Origin of the sequence: Caulobacter sp. 602-1 (assembly GCF_003931565.1) — a bacterium.
In the GTDB taxonomy this organism is placed as follows: Bacteria; Pseudomonadota; Alphaproteobacteria; order Caulobacterales; family Caulobacteraceae; genus Caulobacter.
Genome location: NZ_RRYI01000003.1, coordinates 17,207 through 30,418, shown reverse-complemented (window position 1 = coordinate 30,418; position 13,212 = coordinate 17,207). Strand labels below are relative to the sequence as shown.

At 68.8% G+C, this 13,212-nt stretch carries 16 protein-coding genes and 1 pseudogene; 9 read left to right on the top strand and 8 right to left on the bottom strand.

Annotated features, from left to right (window positions below; translation table 11 throughout):
- Positions 1-74: 74 nt before the first annotated feature.
- The 3 genes from pgeF to lgt are packed head-to-tail and all read right to left on the bottom strand — an operon-like array spanning position 75 to position 2,837.
- Positions 75-863, bottom strand: a complete 789-nt coding sequence (gene pgeF / locus EIK80_RS09130; protein WP_125156686.1) for a peptidoglycan editing factor PgeF — start codon at positions 861-863, stop codon at positions 75-77.
- Positions 860-1,936, bottom strand: coding sequence for a class I SAM-dependent methyltransferase (locus EIK80_RS09125; RefSeq protein WP_125156685.1), 1,077 nt, complete (start codon positions 1,934-1,936; stop codon positions 860-862). Before EIK80_RS09125 ends, pgeF begins: the two co-directional genes overlap by 4 nt.
- The gene (gene lgt / locus EIK80_RS09120; RefSeq protein ID WP_125156684.1) at positions 1,923-2,837 is read right to left on the bottom strand and encodes a prolipoprotein diacylglyceryl transferase; all 915 of its coding nucleotides are present in this window, start codon (positions 2,835-2,837) and stop codon (positions 1,923-1,925) included. The genes EIK80_RS09125 and lgt overlap by 14 nt, the downstream gene beginning before the upstream one ends.
- A 113-nt stretch (positions 2,838-2,950) precedes the next feature.
- Between lgt and EIK80_RS09115 the strand changes: the two genes are divergently transcribed.
- The 5 genes and pseudogenes from EIK80_RS09115 to EIK80_RS09100 all read left to right on the top strand — a co-directional run bounded on the left by EIK80_RS09115 (position 2,951) and on the right by EIK80_RS09100 (position 5,393).
- Positions 2,951-3,220: an accessory factor UbiK family protein gene (locus tag EIK80_RS09115; RefSeq protein ID WP_125156683.1), complete on the top strand. Its 270-nt coding sequence runs from the start codon at positions 2,951-2,953 to the stop codon at positions 3,218-3,220.
- Between the two features lie 132 nt (positions 3,221-3,352).
- Positions 3,353-3,859, top strand: a complete 507-nt coding sequence (locus EIK80_RS09110; protein ID WP_125156682.1) for a YbjN domain-containing protein — start codon at positions 3,353-3,355, stop codon at positions 3,857-3,859.
- A 27-nt stretch (positions 3,860-3,886) separates the two neighbouring features.
- A pseudogene (locus tag EIK80_RS27000) lies at positions 3,887-3,994 on the top strand (hypothetical protein); the annotation flags it as partial.
- Positions 3,995-4,012: 18 nt separating this feature from the next.
- Complete coding sequence (proC, locus tag EIK80_RS09105; protein ID WP_125156681.1) at positions 4,013-4,795, top strand: pyrroline-5-carboxylate reductase; 783 nt, start codon at positions 4,013-4,015, stop codon at positions 4,793-4,795.
- Between the two features lie 40 nt (positions 4,796-4,835).
- Positions 4,836-5,393, top strand: coding sequence for a TetR family transcriptional regulator (locus tag EIK80_RS09100; protein WP_125156680.1), 558 nt, complete (start codon positions 4,836-4,838; stop codon positions 5,391-5,393).
- 134 nt (positions 5,394-5,527) lie between these two features.
- Here the strand turns inward: EIK80_RS09100 and EIK80_RS09090 are convergent, their stop codons facing one another.
- The 3 genes from EIK80_RS09090 to EIK80_RS09080 are packed head-to-tail and all read right to left on the bottom strand — an operon-like array spanning position 5,528 to position 8,089.
- Entirely contained in the window at positions 5,528-6,868 is a 1,341-nt protein-coding gene (locus EIK80_RS09090; RefSeq protein ID WP_125156679.1) for a HAMP domain-containing sensor histidine kinase, read from the bottom strand.
- A gap of 3 nt (positions 6,869-6,871) precedes the next feature.
- Complete coding sequence (locus EIK80_RS09085; protein WP_125156678.1) at positions 6,872-7,573, bottom strand: response regulator; 702 nt, start codon at positions 7,571-7,573, stop codon at positions 6,872-6,874.
- 12 nt (positions 7,574-7,585) lie between these two features.
- Entirely contained in the window at positions 7,586-8,089 is a 504-nt protein-coding gene (locus tag EIK80_RS09080; protein WP_125156677.1) for a MarR family winged helix-turn-helix transcriptional regulator, read from the bottom strand.
- 80 nt (positions 8,090-8,169) lie between these two features.
- Here EIK80_RS09080 and EIK80_RS09075 point away from each other — a divergent pair, with 80 nt between their 5' ends.
- From EIK80_RS09075 to EIK80_RS09060, 4 genes are all read left to right on the top strand, one after another.
- Positions 8,170-9,060, top strand: coding sequence for a branched-chain amino acid aminotransferase (locus EIK80_RS09075; RefSeq protein ID WP_125156676.1), 891 nt, complete (start codon positions 8,170-8,172; stop codon positions 9,058-9,060).
- Positions 9,061-9,180: 120 nt separating this feature from the next.
- Positions 9,181-9,444: a hypothetical protein gene (locus tag EIK80_RS09070; RefSeq protein WP_125156675.1), complete on the top strand. Its 264-nt coding sequence runs from the start codon at positions 9,181-9,183 to the stop codon at positions 9,442-9,444.
- Positions 9,431-10,054: a cytochrome b/b6 domain-containing protein gene (locus EIK80_RS09065; protein ID WP_125156674.1), complete on the top strand. Its 624-nt coding sequence runs from the start codon at positions 9,431-9,433 to the stop codon at positions 10,052-10,054. The genes EIK80_RS09070 and EIK80_RS09065 overlap by 14 nt, the downstream gene beginning before the upstream one ends.
- Positions 10,055-10,064: 10 nt before the next feature.
- Complete coding sequence (locus tag EIK80_RS09060) at positions 10,065-10,595, top strand: helix-turn-helix transcriptional regulator (protein ID WP_125156673.1); 531 nt, start codon at positions 10,065-10,067, stop codon at positions 10,593-10,595.
- Between the two features lie 31 nt (positions 10,596-10,626).
- On the opposite strand, the gene ahpF is transcribed toward EIK80_RS09060, so the two are convergent.
- Both ahpF and ahpC read right to left on the bottom strand, forming a co-directional pair.
- On the bottom strand, positions 10,627-12,213 hold the full coding sequence (ahpF, locus tag EIK80_RS09055; protein ID WP_125156672.1) for an alkyl hydroperoxide reductase subunit F: 1,587 nt from the start codon (positions 12,211-12,213) through the stop codon (positions 10,627-10,629).
- A gap of 142 nt (positions 12,214-12,355) precedes the next feature.
- Complete coding sequence (ahpC, locus tag EIK80_RS09050) at positions 12,356-12,919, bottom strand: alkyl hydroperoxide reductase subunit C (protein ID WP_099581443.1); 564 nt, start codon at positions 12,917-12,919, stop codon at positions 12,356-12,358.
- Between the last annotated feature and the right edge of the window lie 293 nt (positions 12,920-13,212).

Here is a 13,212-nt window from a genome sequence, read left to right as displayed (position 1 = left end):
CCCCAGGCACAAGTGTTAACGGCGGAACTTTTTCGCTTCCGTACTCGGAGCATCGCCCGCGTGTTGCGGAAGCCTCACGCTTCCAGGCTGATCGCCGACAGCAGGCGGCCATAGTCGCCCTCGCCATTCAGGAAGGCGCGACGGTTGGAAAAGAACCATTCCTCCTCGGCCCGGGTGTCGCGGCCGACCCACTCGCGGCGCTCGACGCCGGCGGTCTCCAGCCGGTCCAGCACGAACGCCGGCAGGTCGAAGAAGCGCTTGTCGTCCGCCGCGCCTGGCTTGAAGAATCGGCCCGAGCCGGGGCAATCGGCCTCGAACCGGTGCAGGAACTCCAGCCCCACCTCGTAGGACTTGGGGCCGATGCAGGGGCCGACGACGCCGGTGATGCGTTCGGGCCGGGCGCCCAGCTCCACCATGCGGTCGACGGCGGCCTGGACGACGCCGTCCAGCGCTCCACGCCAGCCGGCGTGGGCGGCGGCCACGATGCGGGCCTCGGGATCGGCCAGCAGCACCGGCGCGCAGTCGGCCGCCATGGCGCCGCAGATGACGCCCGGGGTCTTTGAGACCACCGCGTCGCCTTCCGGCCGCGCATCGCCCCAGGAGCCGTCGGCCGTGATCGCGATGGTCGAGTGGATCTGGTAGCAGACGTTCAGATCCTCGGGGGCGCCGCCGAACCAGCGCGCGATGCGGGCGCGGTTCTCCTCGACGTCGGCCGGCTCGTCCTTGCTGCCGCGCCCGACGTTCAGGCTGTCGTAGATTCCCTTCGAGACCCCGCCCTGGCGCGTGAAGAAAGCGTGCTTGATGCCGGGCAGACTGGCCAGGAGCGGCGACTGGACGGTGGGCAGGTCAGGCTTCTTGGTCATGTCGCGTCCTCGAAGAGGGGGGGCGAAAGGTCGGGCGCGGTCAGGCACGCGACCTTGAACAGAGCGCCCATCTGCGCCTTGCCGACCAGACGATCAAGCTGTCTTGCGATCTGCTCGGCGCGATCGGGGCGGGCGCTGGCCAAGGTCTGGGCCCGGGCCTCGATGCCCAGAGCCAGCAGGAACTGCGCCTGGGTCAGGATCGGCCCGGCCTTGGCGCCGGCCTCCCGCGCGGCGGCGACGACCGAGGGGAAGTCGGCCCAGACGGTGAGGTCGGCCAGGCCCGCGGTGGTCAGCGGGTCGACCTTCTGGTGGTTGCGGATGGCCTGCAGGGTGTCGCCGGCCTCCGGCGCGTCGCGGCCATAGTCGATCAGCAGCGCCGCGCCGCCGTCGACGAGCAGGCGGTGGGCGATGTCCGAGGCCAGCGCCGCCTGGGCGGGGGAGGATTCCCAGATGCCGCCTTCGCCGGCTTCCGGCAGATGTGGCGGCGCGGCGTCGGGCGATTTGCCGAGGCCTCTCAGCCCGAACGCCAACGCCCCGTCCTCGCCCAACCCGATCACCCGCTCGGCCCAGCCCTCCTTGGTCCGGACGAACTGGCGGGCCGGCAGGCAGTCCAGAAGTTCGTTGGCCACCAGGATCATCGGCGCGCCGCCGGGGACCTCGTCCAGGCGACCGACCCAGCGCGGACGCTCGCCCAGCCTGGCGGCCTGTCGCGCGCGCAGCGGGCCCGACACCTCGACCAGCCAGACCTCGGCGGCGGCCAGGAAGTCCGGATCCAGCCGGCCCGCCCGCAGCAGGTCGCTCATCAGCGCGCCGTCGCCCGGGCCCATCTCGACCAGGCGGAACGGCGCGGGCCGGCCCATGCGGGTCCAGGTCTCCAGCGCCCATACGCCGATCAGCTCGCCGAACATCTGGCTGACCAGCGGCGCGGTGATGAAGTCGCCGCCGGCCCCCAGATCTGGCCGGATGGCGTAATAGCCGTCGCGCGGGTCGTGCAGGCAGCGGGTGAAGAACTCGGGAACGCCGATCGGCCCGTCCTGGGCGATCTGCGCCTTCAGACGATCAAGCAGGCTCATGCCCGCCTTCGCCTGGAGCGACTTGAACAGGCTCGCGCAGCGCCTTCCACATCAGCCAGCCGCCGACCAGGATCATCGGGGTCGACAGCATCATCCCCATGGTCAGGCCGAACGGGAAGTCGGGCATGCCGACGTCCGGATTGCGCACGTTCTCCAGTGACAGGCGGAACAGGCCGTAGGCGATCAGGAAGGTCGCCACGATCGCGCCGCGCCGCTGCAGCCACTTCAGGCGATAGACGGCGAAGACGAGGATCAGGAACAGCAGCACGCCCTCCAGCCCCGCCTCATAGAGCTGGCTGGGATGGCGCGGGTACGAGCCGGCGGGGCAGATGTGCCGCGGATGGGCGGCCTTGATGGTCTCGTTGCAGAAGATGATGCCGAACGGCCCGTCGGTGGGCCGGCCCCACAGCTCGCCGTTGATGAAGTTGGCGATGCGGCCGAAGAACAGGCCGATCGGGGCCACCGGCGCGATCAGGTCGCCCAGCTTCAGCATGTCGATCTTCTGCTGGCGGGCGAACAGGGCGATCGCCGCGCAGACGCCCAGGAAGCCGCCGTGGAAGGACATGCCGCCCTCCCAGATCTTGAACAGGTCCAGCGGGTGCGCGAACAGCCAGATTCGCTGGTCCTCGTTCATCAGCATGTAGAACAGGATGTAGCCCAGCCGGCCGCCCAGGATGATGCCCAGGGTGATCCACAGCACCAGGTCGTCGATCTGCAGCGGCGTGGCGGTCGGCGCGCGGCCGCCCCACAGGCGCTCGGTCCGGGTCATCCGGACGGCGAAGCGCCAGCCCAGCAGGATCCCTGCCACATAGGCCAGGGCGTACCAGCGCAGGGCCAGCGGACCCCATTGCAGGGCCCAGGGACCGATATGCACGATGGGGTCGATGTTCGGGAAAATCACGCGCGGCTCCGTGCGGGACACATGGTCGCACTCCTATAGCCTTCGGGCTTCGCTTTCATCCCCCGTTTCCCATATAAGAGCGTCGCCCACTCTTTGGGCCACTCGGAACCGCGATGCACAGCCAGAACCCCTTCCTCGACGAATTCGCCAAGCTCACCCAGGCGGCCATGGGCATCGCCCAGACGGCCGGCGAGGAGGCCAAGACCGCCATGCGGGCCCAGGCCGATCGTCTGGCGGCCGAATTCGACCTGATCCGTCGCGACGATTTCGAGGCCCTGAAGGCCGAGGTCGCGGCGCTGCGCGAAGAGGTCGCGGCTCTGAAGGCGGCCAAGAAGGCGCCCGCCAAAAGCGCTTCTGGAAAAACCGCGACTTCAGGCGAATAGGCGATTCGGCGCTCGCTCACGGCGTGAAGCGAGTTGAGACGAACGTCACGAAGCAGATTAGTGTCCCATGGCGCGTGAGCGATTCATGGCGGGGGCAACCCTCGCCGTCGCGGGCGGGGACGTAGGTTTTTCATGGACACCCAACCGGAAGACGACGACGTCCTGATGGCGCTAGACCCCCTCGAGGTGGTCGAGCACGTGCTGTCGGCCGAGAACCTGACCTTCGATCGCACCGAAGACGGCGATCTGGCGTTCGCGCTGAAGGGCGACTGGAAGGACTACGAACTGTGGTTCGCCTGGCGTCCGGAAGCCGACTGCCTGCAGCTGTGTCTGTCGCTGGATCTGCGCGCGCCCAAGTCCAAGCGCGCCAACGCCTACGAGCTGCTGGCCCTGATCAACCAGCGCGTCTGGCTGGGCCATTTCGAGGTCTGGACCGAGGACGGCGAGGTCGTGTTCCGCCACGCCCTGGCCCTGCCGGCCGGCGAGCGCCCGACCATGGCCCAGGCCGCCTCGATGATCGACGCGGCGGTGGAAGCCGCCGACCGCTTCTTCCCGGCCTTCGAATTCCTGCTCCAGGGCGCCAAGACCCCGGACGAGGCCATGGCCGCCTGCATGTTCGAGACGGTGGGTCAGGCTTGATTTAGGCTTGCGCCCAGCCCCTAGGGTTGTCATCCCGGCCGCAGCGCGAAGCGCGGAAAGCCGAGACCCAGGGGCGACCTCACCGCGCGTGGCCCCTGGGTCCCGGATCGCCGCAAGCGCGTCCGGGATGACACATCAGGTGGAACGCGAAGCATGACCCCCATTCTCCTCCTCGGCGCCGGCCGCATGGGCGGCGCCTTGATCGAAGGCTGGAGCGCGGCTGGCGCCTTCGCCGCCGCCGACCTGATCGTCCGTGATCCTCATGTCGACGCCGCCGCGTTCGTCGGGGCTTTGGTCAATCCTCCGCTCGAGGCCCTGTCCGCCGCCAAGACGGTTCTGCTGGCCGTGAAGCCGCAGATCTGGCGCGAGGCGGTCAAGGACGTGGCTCCGCATCTGGCTTCGGACGCGGTCATCGTGTCGATCGCCGCCGGCGTCCGCGCGGCGGACATCTCCGCGGCCTTCGGCGGCCGGAGCGTGGCGCGGGTGATGCCGACCACCGCCGTGGCGATCGGCCGAGGGACGGCGTCGATCTTCGCCGAGAATGACGCGGCCCGGGCCGCCGCCCACGCCCTGTTCGCGCCGGTCGCGACGGTGGTCGACCTGCCGAATGAGGATCTGCTGCACGCGGCCACCGCCGTCTCGGGCTCGGCCCCGGCCTATCTCTACGCCTTCGTCGAGGCGCTGGAGGCGGCCGGCGCCGCCCAGGGTTTGGACGCAGCCGACAGCGCCCGGCTGGCTCGCGCCACGATCATCGGCGCGGCCGCCCTGATGGAGAAGAGCGGCGAAGAGCCGGCCGAGCTTCGCAAGCAGGTGACCTCGCCGGGCGGCACGACGGCCGCGGCGCTGGCGGTGCTGATGGGCGAGGGCGGCTTCGGCGACCTGCTGCCCAAGGCGCTGGACGCCGCCGTGGCGCGCTCGAAGGAACTTGGCGGCTAAGCGTCTTGCTCCCGTCGCTTTCCGCCGCCATGTGACTCCCATGACCGACGCCCCAATCTCCGCTGACGACGACATCCTCGACCGGGCCGCCGCCGCGGCTCTCGCCCTGGTCGCCGACAAGCCGTGGCCGGCGATCGCCCTGCGCGACATCGCCGTGAAGGCCGAGGTTCCGTTCGCCGAGCTCTACGGCCTGGCCGACAGCAAGCACGCGGTGCTGGCCCATCTGTCGGCCCGCTTCGACCGCGCGGCGCTGGGCGTGGACTACGCCGAGAGCGCCGATGTTCACGACCGCCTGTTCGACGCCGCCATGGCCCGGCTGGAGGCCATGGAGCCGCACCGCGCCGCCCTGATCGCCATCGCCAAGGCCGAGGGCGTCCTCGTTTCGGCGAGCCGCTTTCCCCGCATCGCCCGCGCCGTGCTGGAGGCCGCCGGCGTCGAGGCCACCGCCCCGCGTCTGGCCGCCATGACCGCGGTCTGGGCCCGGGTCGTCCAGGTCTGGCGCGACGACGAAGGCGCGCTGAACCGGACCATGGCCGAGCTGGACAAGCGCCTGAAGCAGATGGCCGATCGGCTGGCGAAGATCGGGGCGGGGTTTTAGCCCCGTCGATGCTCCCCCGCGATGCGGGGGAGCTGTCGCGAAGCGACTGAGGGGGCTAGTGCGGCTTACACCCAGCTCGCCCCCTCCGGCCCTCCGGGCCACCTCCCCCGCAACGCGGGGGAGGAGCTATCGCCTTACCCCGGCAGCCGGATCGAGGCTCGCAGCCCGCCCATCATCGATCGCGACAGCACCAGGTCTCCGCCGAGGCTCCGCGCCATGTCGCGCGCGATCGCCAGGCCCAGGCCGACCCCCTTCTCATTCTGGTTCCGGCTCTCGTCCAGCCGCGAGAATGGCTTGAAGGCCTCTTCGTAGCGATCCTCGGGAATGCCCGGGCCGTCGTCATCGACCGCCACCTCGACGCCGCCGGTCAGGCGGGCTGTGGCCGTGACCTTCACCCGGTCGGCATGGGCGACGCCGTTGTCGATCAGGTTGGCCAAGGCCCGGCGGAAGGCCAGGGGCCGTAGCCGCGCCTGCAGGTCGCGGGTGATCTCGGTCTCGACCATCGCCCCGCCGCGCTCGGCGTCGGCGACCACCCCCTCGACCAGCTCCGACAGGCTTATTTCCTGAACCGCCTCCCCGCCCTCGCCGCGGGCGAAGGCCAGGTACTCGTCGATCATGTGCTCCATCTCGGAGAGATCGCCCTTCATGGCCTCCAGCTGTTCGCTGGGTTCGGACATGGCCATTTCCAGCTTCAGGCGGGTGAGCGGCGTGCGCAGATCATGGCTGACGCTGGCGAGCAGGGCGGTGCGCTGCTCGATATGGCGGACGATACGCGCCCGCATGGCCATGAAGGCCATGGCCGCCTGGCGGACCTCGCGCGCGCCATGCGGCTTGAAGTCGTGGTCCTCGCCCCGGCCGAAGGCGTCGGCGGCGTCGGCCAGGCGCTCGATCGCCCGCACCTGGTTGCGGATGAACAGGATGGCCACCGCCGTCAGCAGCATCGTCGCCACCACCATCCACAGGATGAAGATGTGACCCTGGGTGGCGTAGGCCCGGTCGCGCAGGGCGTAGATCTGCAGGACCCCGTCCTTCACCTGCACGCGGATGTCGATATAGGCGGTGTAGCGGGTGGTGTCGAACCAGAAGGGGTTGTCGAGCCGGTCGTCGAGCGCCTTGTCCAGCGAGCGATCCAGGGCGGCGAACAGCGAAGGCCGGTGGCCGGTCGGCAGCTTGCGGCCCTTCTGGAAGGCGATCGACAGCGACAGAGAGTCCTCGGCCCGCTGGGCCAGCTTCTCGACGGCGGCGGGGCTGGGGTCGTCCTCGTAGGACTGCACGGCCCAGGCGATGTCGCCGGCCAGGCCTTCCGACAGCTTGCTGGTCACCGACTGCCAGTGGGCGTCGAAGAACGCCCAGGTCACGGCGATCTGCATCAGCGCCACCGGCAGGATGATGATCAGCAAGCTGCGGCCGAACAGGCTGGTCGGCAGCAAGCGCTTGATGAACAACGGGATATAGAGCTTGGTGCGCAGGCGCATCAATCAGTCCGGCGCCAGCCGGTAGCCGACGCCGCGCACGGTCTGGAGATAGCGGGGGTTCTTCGGGTCCGGTTCGATCTTGCGGCGCAGGCGGGTGACCTGGACGTCGACCGCGCGGCCGGTGGCGTCGGCGGTGTCGCGGGCCAGCTCCAGGCGGTCGACCGGCTCGTGGGCCGAGCGGGCCAGGCGGCGCAGCAGGGTGACCTCGGCCTCGGTCAAGCGCACGACCTCGCCGTCGCAGGTCAGTTCGCCGCGATCGGCCTCGAACGTGCAGCGGCCCAGCGGCAGCGCCTTGGGCCCCACCGGCCGCGCCGATGACCGGCGCAGGATGGCCTCGATGCGCAGCAGCAGCTCCTGCGGCTCGAACGGCTTGCCCAGATAGTCGTCGACGCCGCTGGACAGCCCCTCGATGCGGTCGGCGGTCTGGTCGCGGGCGGTCAGCATCAGGATCGGCGTGCGGCCGCTCTCGCCGCCCCGGCCCCGAAGGCGCTTGGTGAAGGCGTAGCCATCCTCGCCGGGCATCATCACGTCCAGCACCATCAGGTCGAAGTCCAGGGCGCCGAACAGGCGGTCGGCCCCGGCCGCGTCCGAGGCGGCGGTGACCCGGAAACCCGCCCGGCTGAGGAATTCCTTGATCAGTTTGCGCAGGCGGTCGTCGTCGTCGACGACCAGGATGTGGCGCTCGCGGCGTTCTTCGGGGCTCATGGCGTCATTGTATCAGGTTTGGCGTCGGGCGGCGCCGATACCCTGGCGCGGACCGGCCAGCGCCGCCAGGATCCGCCGCGCGCCGGCCACGCCGTCAAGGCCCCCGGTGCGATAGGCGCGGGCCAGCAGCGCCCGCAGCCGCTCGGCCGTGCGGTGCTCGAAGGCCACCCCCTCGGGCGTCAGGGTCGCCGGACGCCGACGGCCGTCCAGATCGCCCGCGCCGCGCTCGACCAGGCCGGCCTTCCGCAGGTCGGCCAGGGTGCGGCTGGCGGCCTGCTTGGACAGGCTGGTCAGCTTGGAAAGATCCTGCACGCCGATGCCCGGTCGACGGCGCAGCAGGAAGGTCGCGCGCCAATGCGAGCGGCCCAGGCCCAGGGTCTCGGCCTCCAGCGCCGCGTCGACGGCGGCCCACAGCGAGGCCTCTGCGAGCAGGATGAGTTCCAGCCCGCCGTCCAGCTCTTCCTCGCGGAGGATCAGACGGGGATCGTCCGAACCAGGCTGCAGCGGGGCTATCATCGCGCGGAGTCCATTTTATTTGACGCCCCCGTCCTCGGGGCGTCTAAGAGCCGGGTTTCCAATAAGGAGGTCTTGGGCCGATGTCTCTGGTTCCCTTCGACGATCGTGACGGTTGGATCTGGCTGGACGGCCAGTTCGTTCCCTGGCGCGAGGCGAAGGTGCACGTATTGACCCACGGACTTCACTACGCCTCGTCCGTGTTCGAAGGCGAGCGGATGTACGGCGGCGAGATTTTCAAGCTGACCGAGCATACCGAGCGCCTGTTCAAGTCGGCGGAGATCCTCGACTTCAAGATCCCCTACACGGTGGCCGAGATCGACGAGGCCTGCAAGGCGACCGCGGCCAAGAATAACCTCAAGGATTGTTATGTCCGCCCGATCGCCTGGCGGGGCAGTGAAATGATCGGTGTTTCGGCGCAGCAGACCAAGATCCACGTCGCCATCGCCGTCTGGGAGTGGCCCAGCTACTTCGATCCGGCGACCAAGGCCAAGGGCATCCGCCTGACCTGGGCCAAGTACCAGCGTCCGGACCCCAAGACCGCTCCGGTCGCGGCCAAGGCCGCCGGCCTCTACATGATCTGCACCATCTCCAAGCACGCCGCCGAGAAGGACGGTTACGCCGACGCGATGATGCTGGACTATCGCGGCTATGTGGCCGAGGCGACCGGCGCGAACGTGTTCTTCGTCAAGGACGGCGTGCTGCACACGCCCAAGCCCGACTGCTTCCTGGACGGCATCACCCGCCGCACGGTGATCGCCATCGCCAAGGACAAGGGGATCGAGGTCGTCGAGCGCCACATCCAGAAGGAAGAGCTGGCGACCTTCACCGAGTGCTTCATCGTCGGCACCGCCGCCGAGGTCACCCCGGTGTCCGAGATCGGCGAGTTCAGGTTCACGCCCGGCAAGCTGTCGCTGGACCTGATGGACACCTATGCGGCGCTGGTGCGCGGCCAGGCGATGGCCGAGGCGTAAGCCTCCGGACAGGGGGGCGTAAGCAGGCGCTTATCACGGCGCCTGTAAGCCTTCCGCCTATGGCGGCGCGGTCTGGCGCGGCGCACCCCTTCTCTCGTCTCAAGCACGGGAGAACCGCAAGTGACCAAGCCATCGTTCGCCATATTCGGCGCCAGCCTCCTGATCCTGTCCCTGGCCGCCCCCGCCCTCGCCCTCGCGGAGGAGGCCAGGCTTCCTCGGGCCAAGGTCGTCTCGCCCGCCTCGGCCGCCTCCAAGCCGGCGCCGGCCAAGGCCGAGGATCCGGACGACGACGCCCGCCACAAGGCTCGCCCCAAATCGGTTGAGCGCGACCACGCCGAGCGGGGCGAAAGGCATGACGCGGAGCGCCGCCATGACCGCGACTGAGACGACGCCGGCGTCCCGCCGCTGGGACCCGGTGGTCAAGCTGACGCATTGGACCGTTGTCGCCGCCGTCGTCGCCAACGGATTGATCACAGAGGCAGGCTCGACCCCGCACCTGTGGGTCGGCTATGCGCTGGCCGCCACTCTTGTCCTGCGTCTGATCTGGGGCGTCATCGGTCCGGCCGAGGCGCGGTTCTCGGCCTTTCCGCCCAGCCCGCGCCGCGCCCTGGCGCATATCCGGGAGATCGTCGCCGGTCGACGCACCGAGCACGCCTCGCATAATCCGCTCGGCGCGCTGATGGTCTATGCGATCTGGAGCGTCCTGGCCGTCATCGTCGTGACCGGTCTGCTGATGGTCAGCGCCCCCGACACGCCGGAACGCGCCGCCGCCTCGCCGGTCGCCACGGTCGCGACGCTCGATCGTAACGGGGATGACCACGAAGAGGCCGGGGAAGCCGGCGAAGAGCATGAGGAGGGCCCGCTGACCGAGGTCCATGAGGCTGCGGTGAACTTGCTCTACGGCCTCATCGTCCTGCACATCGCGGGCGTCGTCTTCGAAACGCGGCGGAGCGGACGGCGGATAGTCTTGGCGATGCTTCCCGGGCGGCGCTAAGTCTCTGGCGATGATCAATCGACGTCGAGCCCTCGAACACAGGATCACGATGATCGCGGTCATCGTGATCCTGCAGCTGGCCGCGACCATCTTCTTCCTGGTCGACTTCACGGGCGACCTGCGCGCCGGCGCACTGGGTTCTCACCTGCTGGCCGAGGGCGGCGCGGCGCTGGCCCTGCTGGTCGGCGTCCTGTTCGGCGCGACCCAGGTCCGCTGGCTCGTCCTGCGCGCCCGCCAGGACGAGGCGGCGGTGGCCGCGGCCAAGGGCGCCCTGGCCGAGCTGGCGCGCCTGCGCTTTTCCGACTGGCGGCTGACCGCGGCCGAGGCCGATGTCGCCCTCTTCGCCCTGAAGGGCTGTGACGTCGCCGAGATCGCCACCCTTCGCGGCGCGGCCGCGGGCACCGTGCGCGCGCAGCTGGCCCGGGTCTACGCCAAGGCCGGCGTGCGCTCGCAATCGGCGCTGATCGCCTTGTTCATGGAGGAGCTGGTGGAGACCGCCGACGGCGAGGGAGACGCGGACGAGCGGCGCCGCGACCCGTAGCCGGTCGCCGCCGCCCGCGCTGGGGCGAGCCTTAGGCCGCCTCCGCCTCTTCGTTCGCCGGAACCTGGCGGATCAGGTAGTCGAAGGCCGACAGCGAGGCCTTGGCGCCCTCGCCCATGGCGATGATGATCTGCTTGTAGGGCGTGACCGTCGCGTCGCCGGCGGCGAAGACGCCGGGCAGCGAGGTTTCGCCGCGATAGTCGACCTCGATCTCGCCGCGATTGGTCAGGGCGACGCCGGAGTCCTTCAGCCACTCGGTGTTGGGAACCAGGCCGATCTGCACGAAGACGCCTTCCAGGTCCACGCGGTTGACGCTGTCCTGGTTGCGGTCCTTGTACGACAGGCCCGAGACCTTGCCGTTCTCGCCGTGGATCTCGGTGGTCATGGCCGAGGTGACGATCTTGACGTTCGGCAGGCTGGCCAGCTTGCGCTGCAGGACGGCGTCGGCGCGCAGCTGGCTGTCGAACTCGATCAGCGTCACGTGGGCGACGATGCCGGCCAGGTCGATGGCCGCCTCGACGCCGCTGTTGCCGCCGCCGATCACCGCCACGCGCTTGCCCTTGAACAGCGGGCCGTCGCAGTGCGGGCAGTAGGCCACGCCCTTGTTGCGGTACTCGGCCTCGCCGGGAACGTTGACGTTCCGCCAGCGGGCGCCGGTCGACAGGATGACGGTGCGCGACTTCAGGCTGGCGCCGTTCTCCAGCTTGACCTCGATCAGGCCGCCGGCGGTCTTGGCCGGAACCAGACCGACAGCCTTCTGCAGGTTCATGATGTCGACGTCGTATTCCTTGACGTGCTGCTCCAGCGCCGCGGCCATTTTCGGACCCTCGGTGTGGGGGACCGAGATGAAGTTCTCGATGGCCATGGTGTCCAGCACCTGGCCGCCGAACCGCTCGGCCGCGACCCCGGTCCGGATGCCCTTGCGGGCGGCGTAGACCGCCGCGGCCGCGCCGGCGGGGCCGCCGCCGATGACCAGCACCTCGAAGGCGTCCTTGGCTTTGATCTTCTCGGCCATGCGGTCGCCCGCGCCGGCGTCCAGCTTGGCCAGGATCTGTTCGACATCCATGCGGCCCTGGCCGAAGGCCTCGCCGTTCAGCAGGATGGTCGGCACGGCCATGACTTGGCGGGCCTCGACCTCGTCCTTGAACAGGGCGCCGTCGATGGCGACGTGGCTGATGCGCGGATTGAGCGCGCTCATGGTGTTGAGAGCCTGCACCACGTCCGGGCAGTTCTGGCAGGATTGCGAGAAATAGGTCTCGAAGCGGTAGTCGCCGTCCAGCGCCTTGATCCGTTCGATGACCTCGGCGTCGAGGCGCGGCGGGTGGCCGCCGACATGCAGCAGGGCCAGCACCAGCGAGGTGAACTCGTGACCCAGCGGCAGGCCGGCGAAGCGCACCGAAGCGTCACCGGCGGCGCGGGTAATGGCGAAGGAGGGCTTGCGGGCGTCGTCGCCCGACAGGTTCAGGCTGACCTTGTCCGACGTCGCGGCGACGTCTTCCAACAGGGCCAGCATCTCCTTCGAACCGGCGTCATCCGCGAGGGAGGCGACCAGTTCGATCGGCTGGCGCAGGTTCTGCAGATAGGTGGTCAACTGGGTCTTCAGACCGGCGTCCAGCATGGCGCGCTCCCAAAAAGGCTAGGGGGAGAGAAAGGTGGCGTTCGATTTTCGGGGGGAGGAGGATCGAACGCGGCGTACGATCAAGGGCCGGGCCGCCGACCGGTCCGAATGAACGGCCGGCGGTCCGGGTAGTCGTTAGGCTTTAGATCTTGCCGACCAGGTCGAGCGACGGGGCCAGGGTCTTTTCACCCTCTTCCCACTTGGCCGGGCAGACTTCGCCCGGGTGGCTGGCCACGTATTGGGCGGCCTTGATCTTGCGCAGCAGCTCGATGGCGTTGCGGCCGATGCCTTCGGCGGTGACTTCCATGAACTGGATCACGCCTTGCGGGTCGACCAGGAAGGTGCCGCGGTCGGCCAGGCCGACGCCCGGGCGCATGATCTCGAAGTTGTTGGTCACCACGCCCGACGGGTCGCCGATCATGGTGTACTTGATCTTGCCGATGGCCGGCGAGCTGTCGTGCCAGGCCTTGTGCGAGAAGTGCGTATCGGTCGACACCGAATAGATCTCGACGCCCAGGCGGGTGAAGACGTCGTAGTTGTCGGCCAGGTCTTCCAGCTCGGTCGGGCAGACGAAGGTGAAGTCGGCGGGATAGAAGAAGAAGACCGACCACTTGCCCTTGGTGTCGGCTTCGCTGACCGTGACGAACTTGCCGTCCTTGTAGGCCTGGGCGGTGAAGGGTTTGATCTCGGTGTTGATCAGCGACATGAGGCGCTCCGGTTGGAAGAAGATGGGTCCTGTTACAGGCCCGACTCGTGATTGAGCAAATTGATAAAACTTCTGGTCGGAATAGATTGGATCTATCAATTTCGCAAAAGCGAAATGGGTCTGGGCGAATTCCTCGGTGCTTGTTGACTCAATGATGAATTATCGAATTTCAAGTATGGATCGCTAGCGTGGCTTTGCCATTGCTTTGTCGCAAAAACTTGTGGAGCCAAGGCTTCTGGCGCCGGCGTTTCGCCGCGACGCCGTGCCCCCGCTCCACATTGGTCAGACCAATT